Annotated in this window: 14 protein-coding genes; 8 read left to right on the top strand and 6 right to left on the bottom strand. The window is 69.4% G+C overall.

All coding sequences use genetic code 11. The features are described from left to right. The first annotated feature begins 3 nt into the window (after positions 1-3). The 4 genes from WC326_13635 (at position 4) to WC326_13620 (ending at position 4,363) form a co-directional block, all read left to right on the top strand. Positions 4-759: a FecR family protein gene (locus WC326_13635; GenBank protein ID MFA7332106.1), complete on the top strand. Its 756-nt coding sequence runs from the start codon at positions 4-6 to the stop codon at positions 757-759. Beyond that, the gene (locus WC326_13630) at positions 752-2,872 is read left to right on the top strand and encodes an adenylate/guanylate cyclase domain-containing protein (GenBank protein MFA7332105.1); all 2,121 of its coding nucleotides are present in this window, start codon (positions 752-754) and stop codon (positions 2,870-2,872) included. Before WC326_13635 ends, WC326_13630 begins: the two co-directional genes overlap by 8 nt. A 149-nt stretch (positions 2,873-3,021) precedes the next feature. Beyond that, positions 3,022-3,702, top strand: coding sequence for a hypothetical protein (locus tag WC326_13625; protein ID MFA7332104.1), 681 nt, complete (start codon positions 3,022-3,024; stop codon positions 3,700-3,702). Then, complete coding sequence (locus WC326_13620; GenBank protein MFA7332103.1) at positions 3,692-4,363, top strand: cbb3-type cytochrome c oxidase subunit I; 672 nt, start codon at positions 3,692-3,694, stop codon at positions 4,361-4,363. The genes WC326_13625 and WC326_13620 overlap by 11 nt, the downstream gene beginning before the upstream one ends. A gap of 43 nt (positions 4,364-4,406) precedes the next feature. Here the strand turns inward: WC326_13620 and WC326_13615 are convergent, their stop codons facing one another. Beyond that, positions 4,407-6,284, bottom strand: coding sequence for a PAS domain-containing protein (locus WC326_13615; GenBank protein MFA7332102.1), 1,878 nt, complete (start codon positions 6,282-6,284; stop codon positions 4,407-4,409). A 268-nt stretch (positions 6,285-6,552) separates the two neighbouring features. On the opposite strand from WC326_13615, the gene arcC reads away from it, so the two are divergent. The 4 genes from arcC to ndk all read left to right on the top strand — a co-directional run bounded on the left by arcC (position 6,553) and on the right by ndk (position 10,126). Then, positions 6,553-7,494 carry a carbamate kinase gene (arcC, locus tag WC326_13610; protein ID MFA7332101.1) on the top strand — a complete coding sequence of 314 codons (942 nt, stop codon included), beginning with the start codon at positions 6,553-6,555 and terminating at the stop codon, positions 7,492-7,494. 73 nt (positions 7,495-7,567) lie between these two features. Then, positions 7,568-8,746 carry an ADP-forming succinate--CoA ligase subunit beta gene (sucC, locus tag WC326_13605; protein MFA7332100.1) on the top strand — a complete coding sequence of 393 codons (1,179 nt, stop codon included), beginning with the start codon at positions 7,568-7,570 and terminating at the stop codon, positions 8,744-8,746. An 11-nt stretch (positions 8,747-8,757) separates the two neighbouring features. After that, positions 8,758-9,627: a succinate--CoA ligase subunit alpha gene (sucD, locus tag WC326_13600; GenBank protein ID MFA7332099.1), complete on the top strand. Its 870-nt coding sequence runs from the start codon at positions 8,758-8,760 to the stop codon at positions 9,625-9,627. 70 nt (positions 9,628-9,697) lie between these two features. Beyond that, positions 9,698-10,126, top strand: a complete 429-nt coding sequence (gene ndk / locus WC326_13595; GenBank protein ID MFA7332098.1) for a nucleoside-diphosphate kinase — start codon at positions 9,698-9,700, stop codon at positions 10,124-10,126. 72 nt (positions 10,127-10,198) lie between these two features. Here ndk and WC326_13590 read toward each other — a convergent pair whose 3' ends face one another. The 5 genes from WC326_13590 to WC326_13570 form a co-directional block, all read right to left on the bottom strand. After that, complete coding sequence (locus WC326_13590; protein MFA7332097.1) at positions 10,199-10,591, bottom strand: DUF1232 domain-containing protein; 393 nt, start codon at positions 10,589-10,591, stop codon at positions 10,199-10,201. Next, complete coding sequence (locus tag WC326_13585; protein MFA7332096.1) at positions 10,588-10,899, bottom strand: hypothetical protein; 312 nt, start codon at positions 10,897-10,899, stop codon at positions 10,588-10,590. Before WC326_13585 ends, WC326_13590 begins: the two co-directional genes overlap by 4 nt. A gap of 146 nt (positions 10,900-11,045) precedes the next feature. Next, the gene (locus WC326_13580) at positions 11,046-15,293 is read right to left on the bottom strand and encodes a hypothetical protein (protein MFA7332095.1); all 4,248 of its coding nucleotides are present in this window, start codon (positions 15,291-15,293) and stop codon (positions 11,046-11,048) included. A gap of 223 nt (positions 15,294-15,516) precedes the next feature. Then, entirely contained in the window at positions 15,517-15,948 is a 432-nt protein-coding gene (locus tag WC326_13575; GenBank protein ID MFA7332094.1) for a nuclear transport factor 2 family protein, read from the bottom strand. A gap of 16 nt (positions 15,949-15,964) precedes the next feature. Beyond that, positions 15,965-17,068, bottom strand: a complete 1,104-nt coding sequence (locus tag WC326_13570; GenBank protein ID MFA7332093.1) for a hypothetical protein — start codon at positions 17,066-17,068, stop codon at positions 15,965-15,967. Positions 17,069-17,373: the final 305 nt, after the last annotated feature.

Below are 17,373 nucleotides of genomic sequence, written 5' to 3'. Positions count from 1 at the left end.
CACATGCGCACGCTTCCATTCCTCCTCCGGCCGCTGCTGCTGTTCCTTCTGTTGGGAAGCGCCGCCGCAGCCCCGGCGAAATCCGCCTCGCCCGAAGTGGCCAAGCTGGGCTTCTTCATCGGGGACGTGCGTTGCCGCACGGGCGCGGGGCCTTGGGCACCGGCCCGGCTGAACCAGTCCCTGCGCGCCGAGCAGGAGCTCCGCACCGGCCCGGAGAGTCGCGCCGAACTGCAGTTGGGCAGCAGCGTGGTGCGGCTGGGCGAGCGCAGCCAATTGCGGCTGGCGGACCTGAAGCGCAAGGGCGAGGCGGCCGAGGGCGGCCTGCAGCTGCTCTTCGGCCAACTCTGGACCCGCCTGCGCAACCTGGGCGACGAGGGTCTGGAACTGCGCAGCCCCACCGCCGTGATGGCCGTGCGCGGGACGATCTTCCGCGCCGAGGCCGGCGTGGATTCCAGCCTGGCCATGTGGGTCTACGAGGGCCGCGTGGATATGGGCGGCGCCGACCAGGCCGTCGGGTCCGACACGGGCCAGGCCGCGCCGGCGGCGCCCACGGGCGAACCCCGACCCGCCGGCGGGCCGCGTCCGGTGCCCGGACCCTACGAGATCACGCTGGACGAGTGGGTGCGCGTGACACAAGGCATGCGCTTCGTGCTGCGGCCCGACGGACGCTACGCGCTGGAGAGCTTCGACGCCGAACAGGACCGGCTGGACGACTGGGTGCGCTGGAATCTAGCCCGGGACGCGGCCCTGCATGAGTGAGCTCCGCACACGCCTGCTGAAGGCGGGCGCCGCCGGCCTGGCGGCCGTCCTGCTGGGCCTGCTGCTGGCCGGCTGGACACCGATCCGCGGCCTGTTCGACAGCCTGGAATCCCGCCTGACCGACCTGCGGATACGCTCCCTGCCCTGGAAGCCCGCCGCCGGCGACGACCAGATCCTCATCGTCGACATCGACGCCCGCAGCATCGACAAGCTGGGACGCTTCCACAACTGGTCGCGCGCCCGGCTGGCCGAACTCGTGACCGGCCTCCACGCCGGCGGCGTGCGGGCCGTGGTCTTCGATCTGCTGCTGGACGCGGGCCCGGACTCCGGCGCTGACGCCCAGTTGCTGGCCGCGCTGCGGGCCTCCGGGCGCGTGGTGGCCGGCGCGGGTTTCAGCGTGGCGGACAGCGCGGCCTTCCTCTATGCCATGCACACGGCGCCCGCCGGGCTGGCCGGCACGGCCCTGAGCTTCGCCGGCGACAGCTGCGTCCTCTGGCCTCAGGAGCGGTTGGAAAGCGGGCTGCCAGGTCTGCAGGCCGTCACCCGCTGGGGCTTCGTCAACGCCCGGCCGGATCCGGACGGAGTGATCCGGCGCGCTCCGCTGCTGGCCTCCTTCGGCGCCCAGGTCTGGCCTTCCCTGGCGCTGGCCGCGGCCATTCCCGCCCTGGGCTGGAGCGGCCTGGAAGTCCAGGCCGGGCCGCGCACCCTCACGCTCGCCGACCCCGGCGGCGCCGGCCGCCGCAACCTGCCCCACGACGGGCGGGGCAACCTGCTCCTGCGCTACCGCGGGCCCTGGCGCAGCTTCCGCACCGTCTCCTTCTACGACGTGCTGGAGGGACGCCTGCCCCCGGGCTTCCTGCAGGACAAAATCGTGCTGGTGGGATCCTCGCTGGCGGGTCTGGCGGACCTCAAGCCCGTGCCCCTGCAGGCGGCCTACCCGGGCGTGGAGATCCAGGCCACCGCCCTCTCCAACCTGCTGGCCGGGGATCCCCTGCGCGCCACGGGTTGGAGGGGCCTCGGCCTCATGCTGCTGCTGGCCGCCCTGCCCTCGGCCCTGGCCTTCACCCAGCGTCGCGCCTGGCTGGGCCTCCTGCTGCTCGTGGCCACCGCCGGCCTGCTCTGGGCCGTCAGCCTGGTCGCCCTGGTCGGCTGGGGACTCCTGCTGCCCGTGGCCCTGCCCGCCAGCGCGGGCCTGCTGGCCGGCGGCGGGGCGCTGGTACAGCGCCTGCTGGGCGAGGAGCGCCAGCGCCGTTGGCTGGCTGGCGCCTTCTCGCGCTACGTCTCGGAGGAGGTGCTGCAGGAGCTGCTCCGCCATCCGGAGCGCCTCTGCCTGGGCGGCGAACGACGCACCCTCAGCCTGCTGTTCTGCGACATCCGGGCCTTCACCAGCATGAGCGAGCGCGTGCCGCCGGCGGAGCTGGGCGGCCTGTTGAACCGCTACCTCACCGTCATGAGCCAGCTGATTCTCGAGCAGGGCGGCACCCTGGACAAGTACATCGGCGACGCCATCGTGGCGCTGTTCGGCGCTCCGGTGGAACAGGAGGACCACGCCCGCCGCGCCCTGCTGGCCGCCCTGGCCATGCAGGAGCGCCTGGCCTCGCTGCGCGTGGAATTCGCCGGCACGGCCTTCGAAGAGCTGGAGATCGGGATCGGCGTCCACTGCGGACCGGTGCTGGTGGGGAATTTCGGCTCCGATCTGCGCTTCGATTTCACAGCCATCGGCGACGCCATGAACCTGGCCAGCCGGCTGGAGAGCCTCACCAAATCCTACGGTTGCCGGATCCTGGTCTCGCCGGACATCCTGGCCGCCGCGGGTCCGGGTTTCGGCCAGCGCCTGCTGGACCACGTGCGCGTGATGGGCAAGCAGACGCCGGTGGAACTGCACGAACTGTTCGCGCCCGGCCCGGAGCGCGGGGAGTTGTGTCACAGTTTCGAGGCGGCCCGGGCCTTGTACGCCACGGGCGACTTCAGCGCCGGGGCCGCGGCCATGCGCGCCCACCTGGAGCGCTTCCCCGACGACGCCCCCGCCCGGGCCCTGCTGGCACGCTGCGACCTGCTGGCGGCCAGCCCGCGGACCGGCTGGGACGGAGTCTGGCAGATGGACCGCAAGTAGCCTCCCACCCCCGCACGACAGCGATCGCACCGCGCTGGGCAGCCAGCGCCCGGCTCCTCCGGGCTAGAGGCCGAGTTAGATTTGGATATTCTTATCCAATTTCACTTTTTACTACTACAGTCGTGTAGCAATAGATAGAAGGACATCGCATGAGCGCGTTTCTGGGACCCATCCATCACGTGATGCACGAGCGCCTGGGCCGGGTGGCCGGGCGGCAGGAGGAGCTGGCGGCCTTCGCCCGGGAGCGGATGAGCCCGGGCCAGCGCGCGGAGTTCGAATCCGCCTGGACCCTGCGCCACGACCTGCCCCAGGGCGAACTGGGCGAGCTGATCGGCGCCCTGCCCATCCACGGCTGGCTGCAGGAGCAACTGGAAGGCCTGCTGCGCTCGGAGGGCCAACTGTGGGCGCTGCTGGCCGACCGTCCCGAGCGACGGGCCCAGCTGCTGGCCTTCCTGCGCGGTCACGGTCTGCGGGTGGGCGAGGCGCTGCTGGAGGCCGAGCCGGCCCTGGGCGAGGATGCCCGCCGGCTGCTCCAGGCCGTGGATCGCGTGCTGCTCACCAGCCTGCCCTGCGACCGGGTGAGCGAGGTGCTGGCGGCGGGGGAGCGCGCCTTCATCGTGCGCCGGGACCTGCTCTTCCACGCGGAACTCTGGCGCGCGGCCGGGCTGGCGGAGGAGCTGGCCCTGGCCGGGCACGAGGCCTGGATGGCCGGACTCGTCTCCGCGTTGCCCGCCGCGCGGCTGGTGCGCGCCGAGGTCAGCCAGGGAGGGCGCCGGCTCTTCGACGACCGACTCAGCCTGGTGGCCCGGGAGGCCGTGCATGGATCGTGACACAAAGTCCTTCATCCTGGCCAGCCTGGTCTGGCTGCTGCTGGGGGTCTCGCTGGGCGTGGCCATGACGCTCCAGCTGGGCAACTACGCCCTGCTGCGCTTCGCCCACCTGCACCTGCTGTTGCTCGGATTCATGGCCATGATGGTCTACGGCGTGGGCTACTTCATCCTGCCGCGCTTCAACGGCACCACATTGCGCTGGCCGCGCCTGGTGGGCGCCCACTTCTGGATTTCCAACCTGGGCCTGCTGGGCCTGGTCTTCGGCGCGCTGGAGTTCCGGCCGCTCTTCGCCGTGATCTCAGCCCTGGGCGTGCTGCTCTTCGTCCTGAACCTGGGCGCCACCCTGCTGGGCGCGGCGCCTCTGGGGGAGCGGCTGGCCGCCAAAGAAGCCGCGCTGGCCAAGGCGCCGCTTCCGTCCAAGGCTTCAACGCCGCCGGCCGCCCCATCCACGGTCAGCACTCCGCACGCCACTTTGACCGGACATGAGACCATCGGCGAGGTGCTGGCGCGCCATCCGCAGCTCGAGGAGACCATCCGCCTGTTCTTCGGCGACGGCTGTTTCTCCTGTCCGGGCCAGAGCACGGAGAGCGTGATCCAGGCCGCGGCCGTCCACGACATCGATCCGGAATTGCTGCTGGGAGAGCTGCGCAAGCGACTGTAAAAGCTGCCGCAGGCGGCCATTCCAAGGCGCCCAAACCAAGCGGCTAGCCACTTGTGTGACGCGGGAAGAGCACGAGGACGCGCGTGCCCGCGCCGGGGGCGCTGACGCAATAGAGACCGCCCCGGTGCAGGCGGACGATGCCCGTCACCGCGGCCAGGCCAAGGCCGCGTCCGGTGAAGCGCGTGGTGAAGAAGGGATCAAAGGCCCGCTCCAGCACCTCCGGGTCCATGCCCTCGCCCTGATCGACGATCTCGAGGAAGGGGTTCCCGGCCGGATCGGGCTCCAGCGGCAGCCGCGGCCCGGGCAGGTCGTCCTCGCGGAAGAGCCGGGTTCCCACGCGCAGGCGGATCTGTTCCCGCTGGTCCGGGGAAGCCTCCTCCGCATTCTCCAGCAGCCGGTCCAGCAACTCGCCCAGCAGTTCCTCGTGTCCCGCCAAGCGGCCGTGGTCCGGCGTTCCCTCGTGTTCCGGCACCGGGCAGAAGCGGCCGGCGCGGCGGCGGCCCGCCAAGTGGCCCTGAACGAAGGGGCCCAGCAGCAGGGGCCGCAGCTCGCGCGCACCCTCGCCCACGTAGAGCAGCATCAGGCGGCTGAGGGCGGCGGCCCGCTGCCCGATCTGTTGGCAGTGCTGCAGTTCCTGGCTGACTTCGCTGGTCGGATCGAGCTTCAACTGCGCCAGTTCCAGGCTGCCCAACAGCCCGGTGAGCAGGTTGTTGAAGTGATGGGCCACGCTGCCGGCCATGGTGAGCAGACCGGCCTGGCGCACCTGCTCCAGCTCCGTCAGCCGCCGGGTGAGCCGCTCCTCCTGGCGACGCTGGGACTGGTCCAGGATGATCCCGTCCAGCACCCACTCGCCCGTGTCGGGATCCACGTGGCCACGGCCCTGCTCGCGCACCGTCCGGTGGCTGCCGTCGACGTGGACCACGCGGTACTCGATGTCCCAGCTGCGATCCCCGGCCAGGCCGCGCGCCACGCCCTCCCGGACCTTGTCCCGGTCCTCCGCGTGGATCACGGACTCGTACTCCAGGCGGGCATTGCGGATGAAGTCCTCGGGCGGGTGCCCCGTCAGTTCCAGGGCCGCCCGGGACATGTACTCCATGGTCCAGCTGTCGTCGTTGCGGCAGCGGTAGATCACCCCGGGATTGCGCTCGGCCAGCAGGTGGAAGCGCGAGCGCTCGACCCGCACGTCGCTCAGCGCCCGGCGTACGGTTTGGGCCAAGCGACCCACCTCGTCCTCGCTGGACAACTCGATCTGCTCCGGCGGGGCGCCGTTCTCCACCTCGCGGATCTGGTCCTCCAGGCTGGAGAGCGGCCGCAGCACCTGCCGATGGATCACGATCCCCAGGCTGAACAGCAGCAGGACCAGCACGCCGCCCCGGGCCAACAGGAACTGCCCCGACAGACTCGTGCGACGCTGCTCCATCGGGCGCCGGTCCACCAGGACCAGCAGGTGGCTGGATTCCAGACCCTGCGCCTTGAGGGCCCGGGTGAGGCCGAGGGGGCGCCGGAAGAGCAGGCCGCCTTGCACCGGGCGTCCGGCGGAGAGGTCGCCGCCTTCCGCCAGGACCGGCCGGCGCCGTATCAGCTCAGCCAGCGACAGGCCGTCCTCCCCGGGATGGCTGGAGGCCACCACCTGCGGCGGTTCCCCGTTCACCAGCCAGATTCCCTGCACCAACCGGTCGGTGCCGGCCACGCCCAGGAAACGCTCGAGATCGCTGCGCCGGCTCAGGTTCTCCACCCCGCTGGCCAGGATCTGCACCAGGGATTGACCGTGCTGATGCAGGTCCTGCCGGTGATCCGCGAGCAGCCGGCGCTGGAGCAGTGTGGCGCCCAGCGTGGTGGCCAGGCCCGCCGCCAGCAGGGAAGGCAGGAAGACCTTGTAGGCCAGCCGGCGCCGGAAGCGGCGCGGTATCTCACGCCACATGCCGCGCCTCCCGCGCTGCGGGGACGGACTCCGGGCGGCCCGGGCGCACCCGGCGGCGGCGCTCAAGGCGGATGAGGGTTCGGGCTTCGATCCAGTGCATGGCAGGTTTCCCCCCCTTCCAATGCCCTGAATACATCGGCGGATCTTGACCAAAGATTGAGCGGAAATCGCCGTTCCACAAGACTTTCCGCGACGGTTCGGGCCGGGCTGGCCCTTCATTCCGGACGGCTCCTGCACTATATTGAAGCCAACCAAGTCCAAGGAAACCATGAGCGAACGCACCCTGGTCATCGCACTGGGCGGAAATGCCATTTCCACCCGCTCCAGCGACACCATCTACGACGAATTCGCCAATACCCGCGCCAGCCTCCAGGCGCTAAAGCCGCTCTTCGAAGCCGGCGTGCGGCTGGTGATCACCCATGGCAACGGTCCGCAGGTGGGCAAGCTGCTGCGCCGGGTGGAGCTCTCGCTCAGCGTCGTGCCGGAGACGCCGCTGGGCGTGCTGGTGGCGGACACCCAGGGTTCCATCGGCTACATGATCGAGCAGAGCCTGCAGAACTATCTGCACGATCATCAGCTCGAGCGGCCGGTGGCCACCCTGCTGACCCAGGTGCTGGTGGACCCCAAGGACCCCGCCCTGCTGGAGCCCACCAAATACGTGGGGCAGTTCTTCACGGTGGCCGAAGCCATGCAATTCCGCCAGGAATACGGCTGGACGCTGCGCGAGGATTCCGGCCGCGGCTGGCGCCGCGTGGTGGGCAGCCCGCGCCCGCTGGAAATCGTCAACATCCGCGTGCTGAAGCAGCTCGTGGACGCGGGCGTGATCGTCATCGCCGGCGGCGGCGGCGGCATCCCCTGCTACCTGGACGAGAAGGGCCACCTGGAGGGTGTCGACGCGGTGATCGACAAGGACCGCTGCTCGGCCCTGCTGGCCAACCAGCTGGGCGCGCGGGAGCTGATGATCCTGACCGGCGTGCGCCGGGTGTCCGTGGACTTCGGGCAGCCCACCCAGCGGGAGCTGGACACGCTGAGCGTGGCCGAGGCGCGGCGGGGCCTGGCCGAGGGCCAGTTTCCGGCCGGCAGCATGGGACCGAAGATCGAGTCGGCGATCCAGTTCATCGAGGGCGGCGGCGAGCGCTGCGTGATCACCGACTTCAGCGGCGTGGAGGACGCGCTGCACGGCCGCGGCGGCACCTTCATCACGCGCTAAGAGACAATCGACAGCATCGTTGGATCGGCAAGGGACCCGGCGCGCGCCGGGTGATACATCGACAGGGGTTCACATGAAGATTCACGAGTACCAGGGGAAGGAAATCCTCAAGCGCTTCGGCGTGCCCGTGCCCAGCGGCATGGCCATCCTGGAGGGCGAGGATGTGCGCGAGGCCGCAGGCCGCGCCTGGGACGCGCTCCAGCGTCCGGTGGTGGTGGTCAAGGCCCAGATCCACGCCGGCGGGCGCGGCAAGGGCGGCGGCGTCAAGCTGGCGCGCAGCCGGGCGGAGTGCCAGGAGCACGCGGTCCAGATCATGGGCATGCAGCTGGTGACACATCAGACGGGCCCCGCCGGCCAAAAAGTGCGGCGCCTGTGGATCGAGCAGGGCTGCGCCATCGAGCACGAGTACTACGCCGGCCTGGTGCTGGACCGCCAGACCAGCCGCGTGACCTTCATGGTGTCCACCGAGGGCGGGATGGAGATCGAGAAGGTGGCCGAACACACGCCGGAGAAGATCCTGAAGGAGGCCATCGACCCGCGCACGGGCTTCCAGGCCTTCCAGGCCCGGCGGCTGGCCTTCGGGCTGGGCCTCGCCGGCGAGGCGCACAAGGCCGCCGTGAAGACCTTCCTGGCCCTGGCCCGGGCCTACGAGGCCACGGACGCCAGCCTCTTCGAGATCAACCCGCTGGTCTCCACCCAGGACGGCGGCGTGCTGGCCCTGGACGCCAAGGTCAACTTCGACGACAACGCGCTCTTCCGCCACAAGGACTATCAGGAGCTGCGCGACCTGGCCGAGGAGGATCCCAACGAGATCGAGGCCGCCAAGTGGGACCTCAACTACATCAAGCTTGACGGCGAGGTGGGCTGCATGGTGAACGGGGCCGGGCTGGCCATGGGCACCATGGACATCATCAAGCACGTGGGCGGCGAGCCGGCCAACTTCCTGGACGTGGGCGGAGGCGCCAACGCCCAGCGAGTGGAGGCGGGCTTCCACATCATCCTCTCCGACCCCAACGTCAAGGCCATCCTGGTGAACATCTTCGGCGGCATCGTGCGCTGCGACCGCGTGGCGGGCGGCGTCATCGAAGCCGTCAAAAAGGTGGGGCTCAAGGTGCCCGTGGTGGTCCGGCTGGCCGGCACCAACCACGAGGAGGCCGCCGAGATGCTGCGCACCAGCGGCATCGACCTGATCGTGGCCCACGACCTGCAGGACGCCGCCGTGAAGGTGGTCAACGCCGCGCGCGGCAACTGAGGAGACCTGAGATGAGCATCCTTCTGACGAAAGCCAACAAGGTCATCGTGCAGGGCTTCACGGGCGGCGAGGGCTCCTTCCACGCCGAGCAGATGATCGACTACGGCACCACCGTGGTGGGCGGCGTGACTCCGGGCAAGGGCGGCACGCAGCACCTGGGCCGGCCGGTCTTCGACACCGTGCGCGACGCCGTGCGCGAGACGGGCGCCGACACCAGCATCATCTTCGTGCCGCCGCCCTTCGCGGCGGACGCCATCCTGGAGGCCGTCGAGGCGGGCATCCGCCTGCTGGTGACCATCACGGAGGGCATTCCCGTGCGCGACATGATCCCCGTCAAGGAGGCCCTGAACGCCTCCGGCACGGTGATGATCGGCCCCAACTGCCCGGGCCTGATCACGCCGGGCCAAGCCAAGCTGGGCATCCTGCCGGGCTTCATCCACTCGCCCGGCCACGTGGGCGTGATCAGCCGCAGCGGCACCCTGACCTACGAGGCCGTGGGCCAATTGGGCGCGCGGGGCATCGGGCAGAGCACGTGCGTGGGCATCGGCGGCGACCCGATCATCGGCAGCACCTTCACGGACATCCTGAAGCACTTCAAGAACGACCCCGACACCAAGGGCATCGTGATGATCGGCGAGATCGGCGGCAGCGCGGAGGAAGAGGCCGCGGCCTACATCGCCGAGCACATCAAGATTCCGGTGGTGAGCTTCATCGCCGGGCAGACGGCCCCGCCCGGCCGGCGGATGGGCCACGCCGGCGCGATCATCAGCGGCGGCAAGGGCACGGCTTCCGAGAAGATGGCCGCGCTCAAGGCCGCGGGCATCCACGTGGCCCAAAACCCGGCGGACATCGGCGCCATGATGGCCGAGCTACTGCAGTAGCGGCGGGTTCGCGTGAGACACGGATAACCAACAACCCGGCGCAGCGCGCGCCACAGTAGCGAGGATTGAGATGGAACGCACCCTGATGATCATCAAGCCCGATGCGGTGGAAAAAGGCCACATCGGCGACATCCTCTCCATCCTGGAGAAGCAGCCGGGCCTGGACATGATCGCCCTGCGCAAGGTCAAGCTCAGCCCCGAGGACGCCAAGCACTTCTACGCCATCCACAAGGAGCGCCCCTTCTACGGCGAGCTGGTGGAGTACATGACCCGCGGGCCGGTGGTGGTGATCGCCATCGAGGGCGAGAACGCGGTGGCCCGCATGCGCGGGATCATCGGCGCCACCAATCCCAAGGAGGCCGCCGAGGGCACCATCCGCAAGCTCTACGCCGAGTCCATCGGCGAGAATGCCGTGCACGGCAGCGACAGCCCGGAGAACGGCTTGGTGGAAACCGGCTTCTTCTTCTTTGAGCGGGAGTTCCTGCGCCTGCGCAAGTAGGCTGCGAATCCGTGAGACGCCAAGGCCCGGCTCCCGCAGGAGTCGGGCCTTTTTCATGCCGCCGGCGCAAGGTCAGAAGAAGGACAGCGCCAGCCAGACGAAGAGCGCCAGACCCACGGCCCAGCCGAGCAAGATCCAGCGACTCACCATCCCGATGGTCGGACGATCAGAGGACTCCGCCGCGCGGCGCCGGCAATCCGCCACGACCTCGGGCGGGGTCAGCCGCAGGGCCAGCCAGAGCCCGAAAGGCAACAGCAGGAGGTCGTCCAGCAGACCCAGAACGGGAATGGAATCGGGGATGAGGTCGAGAGGGCTGAGGGCGTAAACAGCCGTCGCCAGGGCCACCCAGCGGGCGATCTTTGGCGTGCGCGGATCCCGGGCCACGTACCAGATGGTGAGGGCCTCGCGCCGCAACCGCGCCGCGAGGGCGTCCCGCAGCGGCCTGCGCCGACCGGCACGACTCACACCTCCTCCTCCGGCCCCGCCTCGGGCTCGGATTCCGCGTGCAGCGGACGCAGGGGCAGCAGCAGCCAGATCACCAGCACGGCGGCCCCGGCCACCGCCGCCAGCCGCAGGGGCAGCGGCCAGGCCAGCAGCTGCAGCACCTGGTAGACCAGCAGCCAGACCACGAAGAAGAGCGCGAAGCGCGACAGATCGAGTCCCGCGTGGATGTACTCGGCTCCGCAGCCGCTGCAGCGGTAGGGCCGGCGCGCCGTCACCAGCAGATGGCGCAGGGGCTGGGTCGTCGTGTGACAAGCGGGGCAGCGCAGCATGATTCCTCCCGGCTGGCCTGACTGGAACTGGGCGCCAAGATAGGACTGCGCCCGAATCCCCCGCGCGGCGCCCGCGCCTGGCCGACCCAAGGAAACGCCCGGACGGAATTCCGCCCGGGCGCCATGGGCTCTGCTGTTGAGGCAGATCAGTCCAGCGCGCGCACCTGGTAGAAGCGTTTGGCGGACACCGTCGGCACATCCAGCGTGGGGCTGGCGGCGGGCACGTCGAACAGGGGACTCCAGTCCACGGGCTCCGTCAGATCCGTCGTGGTGTAGACGCGGTAGCCCAGCGCGCCGGGCACGGCCGTCCAGTCCAGCCGCGCCTGGCCGTCGGGCAGCAGCTTGATGGTCAGCTCGGGCGACTGGTGGGCGAAGGAGCCCGCCGTCACGCAGAGCGCGTCCACGGCCACGGGCGTGCCCTGGGCGCTGGCGTCGTAGACGAAGGCCAGCCGCTGATTGGCCCCCCCGGGCAGGGACACGGTTTGTGTCACGGCCAGGTCACAGGCGTCCTCCGGGCCGTCCCAGCTGCGCAGCAGGCTCCAGCCGGAGCCGTCGTCGCAGAGCAGGTGCAGGGCCGTGGGCTGGCCTTCGCTGTGCTCGAAGCGCAGGCGGAAGCTCAGTTCGCCGCCCTCAGGCAGGCGCAGCGCGGGCGTCAGCAGCCAGTAGTAGGCCGGCATCATCCAGCTGCTGATGTAGGCGGCGCCGTTTCCTTCCTGCACAAAGGAGGGATCCGTGGTCAGGGACCATCCCATGCCCCAGGTGGGCTGCAGGTTCGCGCCGTTCAGCCCTCCGTCGAAGGCCTGGTTCAGGCGGCTGGTCCAGCCGGCGGGCGGTACCGACTCGTCGAAGGACTCGCAGAAGGGGAACTGGGCCACCACGCCCGCGGTGGTGAAGGACCAGACTCCGCCCGGCGTGGAGCCGCTCCAGTTGCCGGTGCGCGCCTGCCAGAAGTAGCGCGTGGTCTCGCTGAGCGGCGTGGCCGGCGTCCAGCGGGACTGCGCCGTGCCGTCGGCCAGCACGCGCACGCTCGCGTTGCAGGCGGCCACCGCGCTGGAGTCGGTGCCCAGGTAGAACTCGGTCCACAGGACGGGGTGGGTGTTGTCCCAGCTCCAGCTGATCTTCAGTTCGGGACGCAGGTCCACGGCGCTTTCGCCCGGCTGGGGCGACAAGGCGTACGGCTCCCACGGCAGCTCCGAGGGGATTGCGAAGTCGCCCTCGTCGGCGCCGATGTCCGGCTGCGCGGGGTTGCGCGGCTCGCCGTCCAGGTCGGCGGCCAGCCAGGGGTAGTTTTCCACTCCCTGCAGCCACAGACCCGCGGCCTCCGCCGGCGTGGGCTGGTCGTTGCGCAGGTGCAAATCCGTCTCCGAGGCGAAGCGCGGATCCCCCACGTGGCTGATCTGGTCCTCGCCCGAGGTGGAGCGCCAGGCCGCCAGGTCGACCAGCGGCTGCTGGATGTAGCGGTCGAAGCCCACGCCGCCCCCCGTCGCCGAGGGCACGTGGAACAGGTTGGCGTCGCAGACGGAGCCCGAGCTGGTGAAGTAGGGCGTGCCGACCACGGAGATGGCGGCGTGGTGCCAGCCCGCCTCCTGGTCGGGCGTCAGGTTGACCAGGATGTTGTTGGAGACGCGCGCCGGAGCGGACTCGGGCAGGTGCAGGCAATCCGTCGTCGATTGCGCGCCGCCTTCAACGCGCACGCTGTTGAAGTCGCAGAAGGAGTTGTACCCGTCCTCCAGCGCGATGCCGATGATTTCGGCGCCCGTGCTGCTGTCCGCCAACGCGACCATGTTGTTGTAGAGCTTGGCGCCCTGGGCGCGGATGCCCGTCACGCGCCAGCCGCCGTCCAGGCTGTGGATCCGGTTGCCCGCGACGTGGAGATTCGCCCCCAGCAGGTCCAGGCCAGTGGCCATGAAGCCCCGCACGTGGGCAACCTCGCAACCCTCCACCCGCAGGCCGTTTTGCCCCTGGACGCGCACACCGCTGCCCAACTCCTCCAGACTGCCCAGGCCTTCCGCCGCGGTTCCCAGCACGCAGTCGCGGATGAGGTTGTCCACGTCCATGTGCTCGTTGCTCCAGTTGTTGTCCAGCAGCACGGCGGTGGCGGAACCATCCACCGTCAACCGCTCCAGGGAGAGGTGGCTGTTGGCGCCGCTGTCGGCCAGCGGCTGGAACATGGTTCCGCTGAACACGCCCGCCAGGCGTCCGCCGCGGACAGCGAGGTCGCGCAGGGACACATGGGCGCAGCCGTCGTCACCGGCGCGGTTGAGCAGCTGCACGGCGTGCTCCACCTGTTCGCCGGCCTCCACGTCGATTCCCTCGAAGGCCACCCAGTCCGCGCCGCGCAGTTTCAGCACAGCATCGTGGTAGCCCGCGCCGCCGGCGGAGCGCAGCAGCGGGTTGGCCCCCGCCCCGGAGCGCAGGAAGGTCAGCGAACGATCCTGGCTGCCCTTCACGAACAGCGGTTCCAGGTCCTCCTCGAACTCGGCGCCCGCGACCACTTCCACCACCACCGGGCCGGCCAGGTCCACAGAGTTGAAGTAGGCGAAGGCGTCGTCCAGCGTGGCGAAGTTGGAGCCCAGCGTGCCGGCGGGATCCACGGTGAAGATGCCGGACACGGTGGGACGCGCCACCACCGCCACCTCGTCCAGGTTCCAGCCGTCCAGGCCGAAGCTGCCGTCGCTGGTGTAGGCGAAGCGCACGCGCACCTGGGACTGGTTGTCCACGTAGGGCGAGAGATCCACCCAATGGCGGTCCCAGCCATCCTCGGCGAAGTGATTCAGCACTTCCAGATTCTGCCACGGGCCGCCGCCCACCGACACGTCCACGCTGCCCAGGTCGCCGCTGAAGCCGTCGAACTGGGAACAGGAACGGAAGGCGAGCTTGACGTGGGACTTCCCCGCGCAGGAGAAGGACGGCGTGATCGCCTCGGCCTCGGCCGGCCCCTGGTTGTCCGCGTGGGCGCCGGCCAGGTTGCTTCCCAGCACGGCCGTTCCCGACCAGGCCTGTGCGGCCCCGTTGCCCGGCAGCGGCGCGCCGATGGCGAAGTCGCCGCTCAGGCTCCAGGCCTGGGGCTCCTCGAAGTCGTCGTAGAACAGCGCGTGGCTGTAGACGCCGGCACGCGGCAGACTGGCCACTTCGTTGGCGTTCTGGCTGAAGGGCCGTGATACCGTGGCGACCCGGAAGTGGTGGCGCAGGCGGCGCTCGTCGAAGGTCACGAGCAGCTCGGTCTGGGAGCGGTCCTGGGTTTCCGCCAGCGGGGTCCAGCTCTCGCCGTCAGGGCTCTGTTCGATGCGGTAGAATCCGTCCTGCCAGGCGTTGGGGGCGTCGGTCCAGCTGACGCGCAAGTGGCCGTCACCCGTGGGCCAGGCGGTCACCTGCGCGGGCCGCGTGGTCTGGCGTTCGCGCCAGTCGCCCAGGAAGGTGCCGTCGGGCAGGGTGACAGGTCCGCACTTGTCCACGAGGAAGGACCACAACCCGTTGTCGTTCGTCTCCAGCGCGTTGAAGTTGAAGTTCAGCCCGCCGGACGGGGCCAGGTTCGTCAGGTTCAGCAAGGAAAGGGGCAGCTCGCCGGAGAGCCGGTTGCCCTGCAGCCAGAGGATCTGCAAGTCCTCCGCCTCGCCCCAGGCAGGGGGAATGGGCCCCAGCAGGGCGTTTGCGGACAGATCCAACTGGGTGATGTGCTCCGGCAGCTGGGCGGGCAGCGGTCCGGCTATGCCCGTGTTTTGCAGGTCCAGCCTCCACAGGGAGGGGAACTCCGCCCGCAAGTCGGGCAGGGTGCCGCCCAGGGGGATGTCCTGCAGATCCAGGGTTTGCAGGTCATCCCGGCACACCATGGTCAGCAGCTGGCTCCAATCCAGCGACAGGGCACAGCCGCGCAGATCCAGCCCCTGCAAGTGCAGGGGCAGGGCGACGTGGCCCTCCGCCGTGGTGGGCAGGCCGCCGCTGAGTCCACACTCCACGAAAGCCAGGTTGACCAAGTACGGATGCCCCAGCAGGTTGGGGAGCTGCCCCGTCAGGCCGGGTTCCCGCAGGAAGGTGACGCTAACCAGGTTGGTGAAGGGCTCCAGCAGTTCGTCGATGGGGCCGCTCAGGTGGTTGTCGCTCATGGCCAGGTGGGTCACGGAGGGCGGCTCGCCCGGCATGCTTTCGCCCACCCAGCCCAGGTCCACCCCGTACCAGGTATCCTCGGTGCCCGGCGGGCTGAACTCCCCCTGGGCATCCTTCCAGCCCGAATGGTTGACCCAGTTGTCGCCGTCCAGCGCGGTGTAGAAATCGATCAGCGCCTGGCGTTCACCAGCAGTCAACGGCTCGGTGATCTCCTGCCCCCGCGCCGCGCCACTGGTCAATCCCAGGGCCAGTGCCGCCGCCCACGTGAACATCGTGCGTCCTGCCTGCATGCGTGCTCCTGAAGCTGTACCTGCGTCCTGTCCCGGCACGCCCCGGAGGGCGCGGATTCTGAAGATCGGTTCAGAAGGGGCCCAGCTTAAGCTAAAGGCAAGAAATTAACAAGTCGCCCAGCCAAAGCTGCACACCTCCGGGATGTGAACTGCATCACAGAGTTTCCAGCTTTGTTCGGTTGTTGTTCGGAATGTCGCGAGACGGGCGAAACTCGAAGGAGGCTCAGCCGGTGGGCAGGGAAAAGTGCATCTGGATGATCTTCCACTGGCCGGCCTGCTGGACCAGCACGCCCGTCCAGCGCGCGTTCTCCCAACCGATGGGGCGGCCGTCCCACTCGCCGTGATCGTCCAGCCGGGCGGAGAACCAAGCCACGTCGCCGGCCGGGGAGAAATCGATGCGCAATTCGCGGATGCAGAAGCCCGTGGCCCGGAAGGCCGGGTTCAGGAAGACGCGCTCGGCCATTTCCTGGAAGGCCGGAAAGCCTGCGATGGTGCTCTCGTCGTCGGGGTGGAAGAGAAAGAGGCGGGCGTCCGGAACCAGGGAATCGTAGAGCAGGGCCAGGTCCTTGTCGTCCGCCCAGGCGATGCTGGCGCGGATCACCGCCTCCACCCGCTCCCACTGGGGATGGCGCTCCGCGCCGGGTTCGCTTGCCATGTCTGCCTCCCGCACCTTAGCGCCGGGGAAGGGACGCCCGGAGCTCCAGTTGCACCACCGTCTGCTTGCGATAGGCGCCGCTGCCCAAGTGGCTGTCGGCCAGTTTGAGCGAAGCCGTGACGCCGTGGGGGAAGTCCTGTTCCACCCCGGCCAGCAGGAACCACGTGCTGCGCTTGTCGCCCCAGGCTTCCACCTGGCTGGAGCCCGTGCGCGAAGTAGTGAACCCCAGGTGGGTGCGCGTGCGCCAGCGGGGCAGTTCGCCGTGAACCGCCACGCCCACGTCCAGCTGGTCCTTCAGGTAGAGCTGGGTGGCGCTCCACTCGGTCCACTGGAGCTGGCTGGACACGCGCCAACCCGGCCGCGCCGCCAGATCCAGCCGCAGGGTCCACTGTTCCGGCAGCACGCCCCAGACCTGCACCAACTGGGTGGAGTCCGGGTTCAGCGGCTCGGCGTCCCAGTGATTCCAGACGGTCTCCTGGCGCCAGGCCAGCCCCAGGCGGGCTTCATGATAGACCATGTCCAGGCCCAGCTCCAACCCATCCGCCAGCAACTTGCGCTCCACATCCAACTGGTAATCCGTCACGTTGCTGCCGGAGGCGGATTGCCAGGACTGGAGCTGATCCACCACCAGACGGTACTGTTGCCAACCGGCCCCCACCACGACGTTGGGCAAGCCTATGGCTTGCAGCTGGAGGGGCAGGGCCAGCTGAACCCCCAGCGCTTCGAGACGGGCGTCGTAGTCCTGCCAGGCCCCGGTGCTGTCCGGCGTCTCTTCATGGGAATTGTACAACTGCTGGAAACCCGCGCGCCAGCGCAGCTCGTGCCAGCCGCCGCGCAGGCCGGCGCTCTTGGGCAGATACGTTGCCGTCCGCGGGACGGGCTTCACCGTGGTGTGGCGGGGATCGCCGGTCTGGAACTGCCAATTGAGCCCCAGTTCCCAAGGGCCGGCGGATTGTCGCGCCGGGTTGCCCGCATCCGTCGGGCCATCCACCCCATCCAGGGCGTCCAGCATGGGCAGGGGAAAGCCGCCGATCTGCCACAACTGGGGATTGGCCGAGGCCGTAGAAGCAAGGCCCAGCAGCGCCAGAATCGGTATGATGTGATGTAGATGGATGCGCATGGGATTCCAGTCTGGATTGAATCACGTCATCAGCCATGATAGGCAAGCGGCCCGGAAGCCGCCGGAAAAGGGCAGGTTCAACGGGATCCCGCCTCTCTCCTGACCATGCCCCGCGAGCGGGGATCGGGCCACGCAGCAATCAGTCAGTCCGGCACAGGCTAGCACTTGCCAAGCAAAAGTGGGAATGGTCCGGACACACAAAAGCCCGCTTGTGGCGGGCTTTTGGTAAGAAAGAACAGGCGACGACCTACTCTCCCACAGGGTTACCCCTGCAGTACCATGGGCGCGGACGGGCTTAACTTCTC

The sequence above is a fragment of the Candidatus Delongbacteria bacterium genome (assembly GCA_041675285.1).
GTDB lineage: Bacteria > CAIWAD01 > CAIWAD01 > CAIWAD01 > CAIWAD01 > CAIWAD01.
The sequence above is the reverse complement of the archived record's forward strand: the minus strand, read 5'-3'. Positions and strand labels throughout refer to the sequence as shown.

What these genes read in the sequence shown, in the direction of transcription:
- WC326_13635 (MFA7332106.1), top strand. Translation starts at nt 4, where the DNA reads ATGCGCACGCTTCCATTCCTCCTCCGGCCGCTGCTGCTGTTCCTTCTG.
- WC326_13630 (MFA7332105.1), top strand. Translation starts at nt 752, where the DNA reads ATGAGTGAGCTCCGCACACGCCTGCTGAAGGCGGGCGCCGCCGGCCTG.
- WC326_13625 (MFA7332104.1), top strand. Translation starts at nt 3,022, where the DNA reads ATGAGCGCGTTTCTGGGACCCATCCATCACGTGATGCACGAGCGCCTG.
- WC326_13620 (MFA7332103.1), top strand. Translation starts at nt 3,692, where the DNA reads ATGGATCGTGACACAAAGTCCTTCATCCTGGCCAGCCTGGTCTGGCTG.
- WC326_13615 (MFA7332102.1), bottom strand. Translation starts at nt 6,284, where the DNA reads ATGTGGCGTGAGATACCGCGCCGCTTCCGGCGCCGGCTGGCCTACAAG.
- arcC (MFA7332101.1), top strand. Translation starts at nt 6,553, where the DNA reads ATGAGCGAACGCACCCTGGTCATCGCACTGGGCGGAAATGCCATTTCC.
- sucC (MFA7332100.1), top strand. Translation starts at nt 7,568, where the DNA reads ATGAAGATTCACGAGTACCAGGGGAAGGAAATCCTCAAGCGCTTCGGC.
- sucD (MFA7332099.1), top strand. Translation starts at nt 8,758, where the DNA reads ATGAGCATCCTTCTGACGAAAGCCAACAAGGTCATCGTGCAGGGCTTC.
- ndk (MFA7332098.1), top strand. Translation starts at nt 9,698, where the DNA reads ATGGAACGCACCCTGATGATCATCAAGCCCGATGCGGTGGAAAAAGGC.
- WC326_13585 (MFA7332096.1), bottom strand. Translation starts at nt 10,899, where the DNA reads ATGCTGCGCTGCCCCGCTTGTCACACGACGACCCAGCCCCTGCGCCAT.
- WC326_13580 (MFA7332095.1), bottom strand. Translation starts at nt 15,293, where the DNA reads ATGCAGGCAGGACGCACGATGTTCACGTGGGCGGCGGCACTGGCCCTG.
- WC326_13575 (MFA7332094.1), bottom strand. Translation starts at nt 15,948, where the DNA reads ATGGCAAGCGAACCCGGCGCGGAGCGCCATCCCCAGTGGGAGCGGGTG.
- WC326_13570 (MFA7332093.1), bottom strand. Translation starts at nt 17,068, where the DNA reads ATGCGCATCCATCTACATCACATCATACCGATTCTGGCGCTGCTGGGC.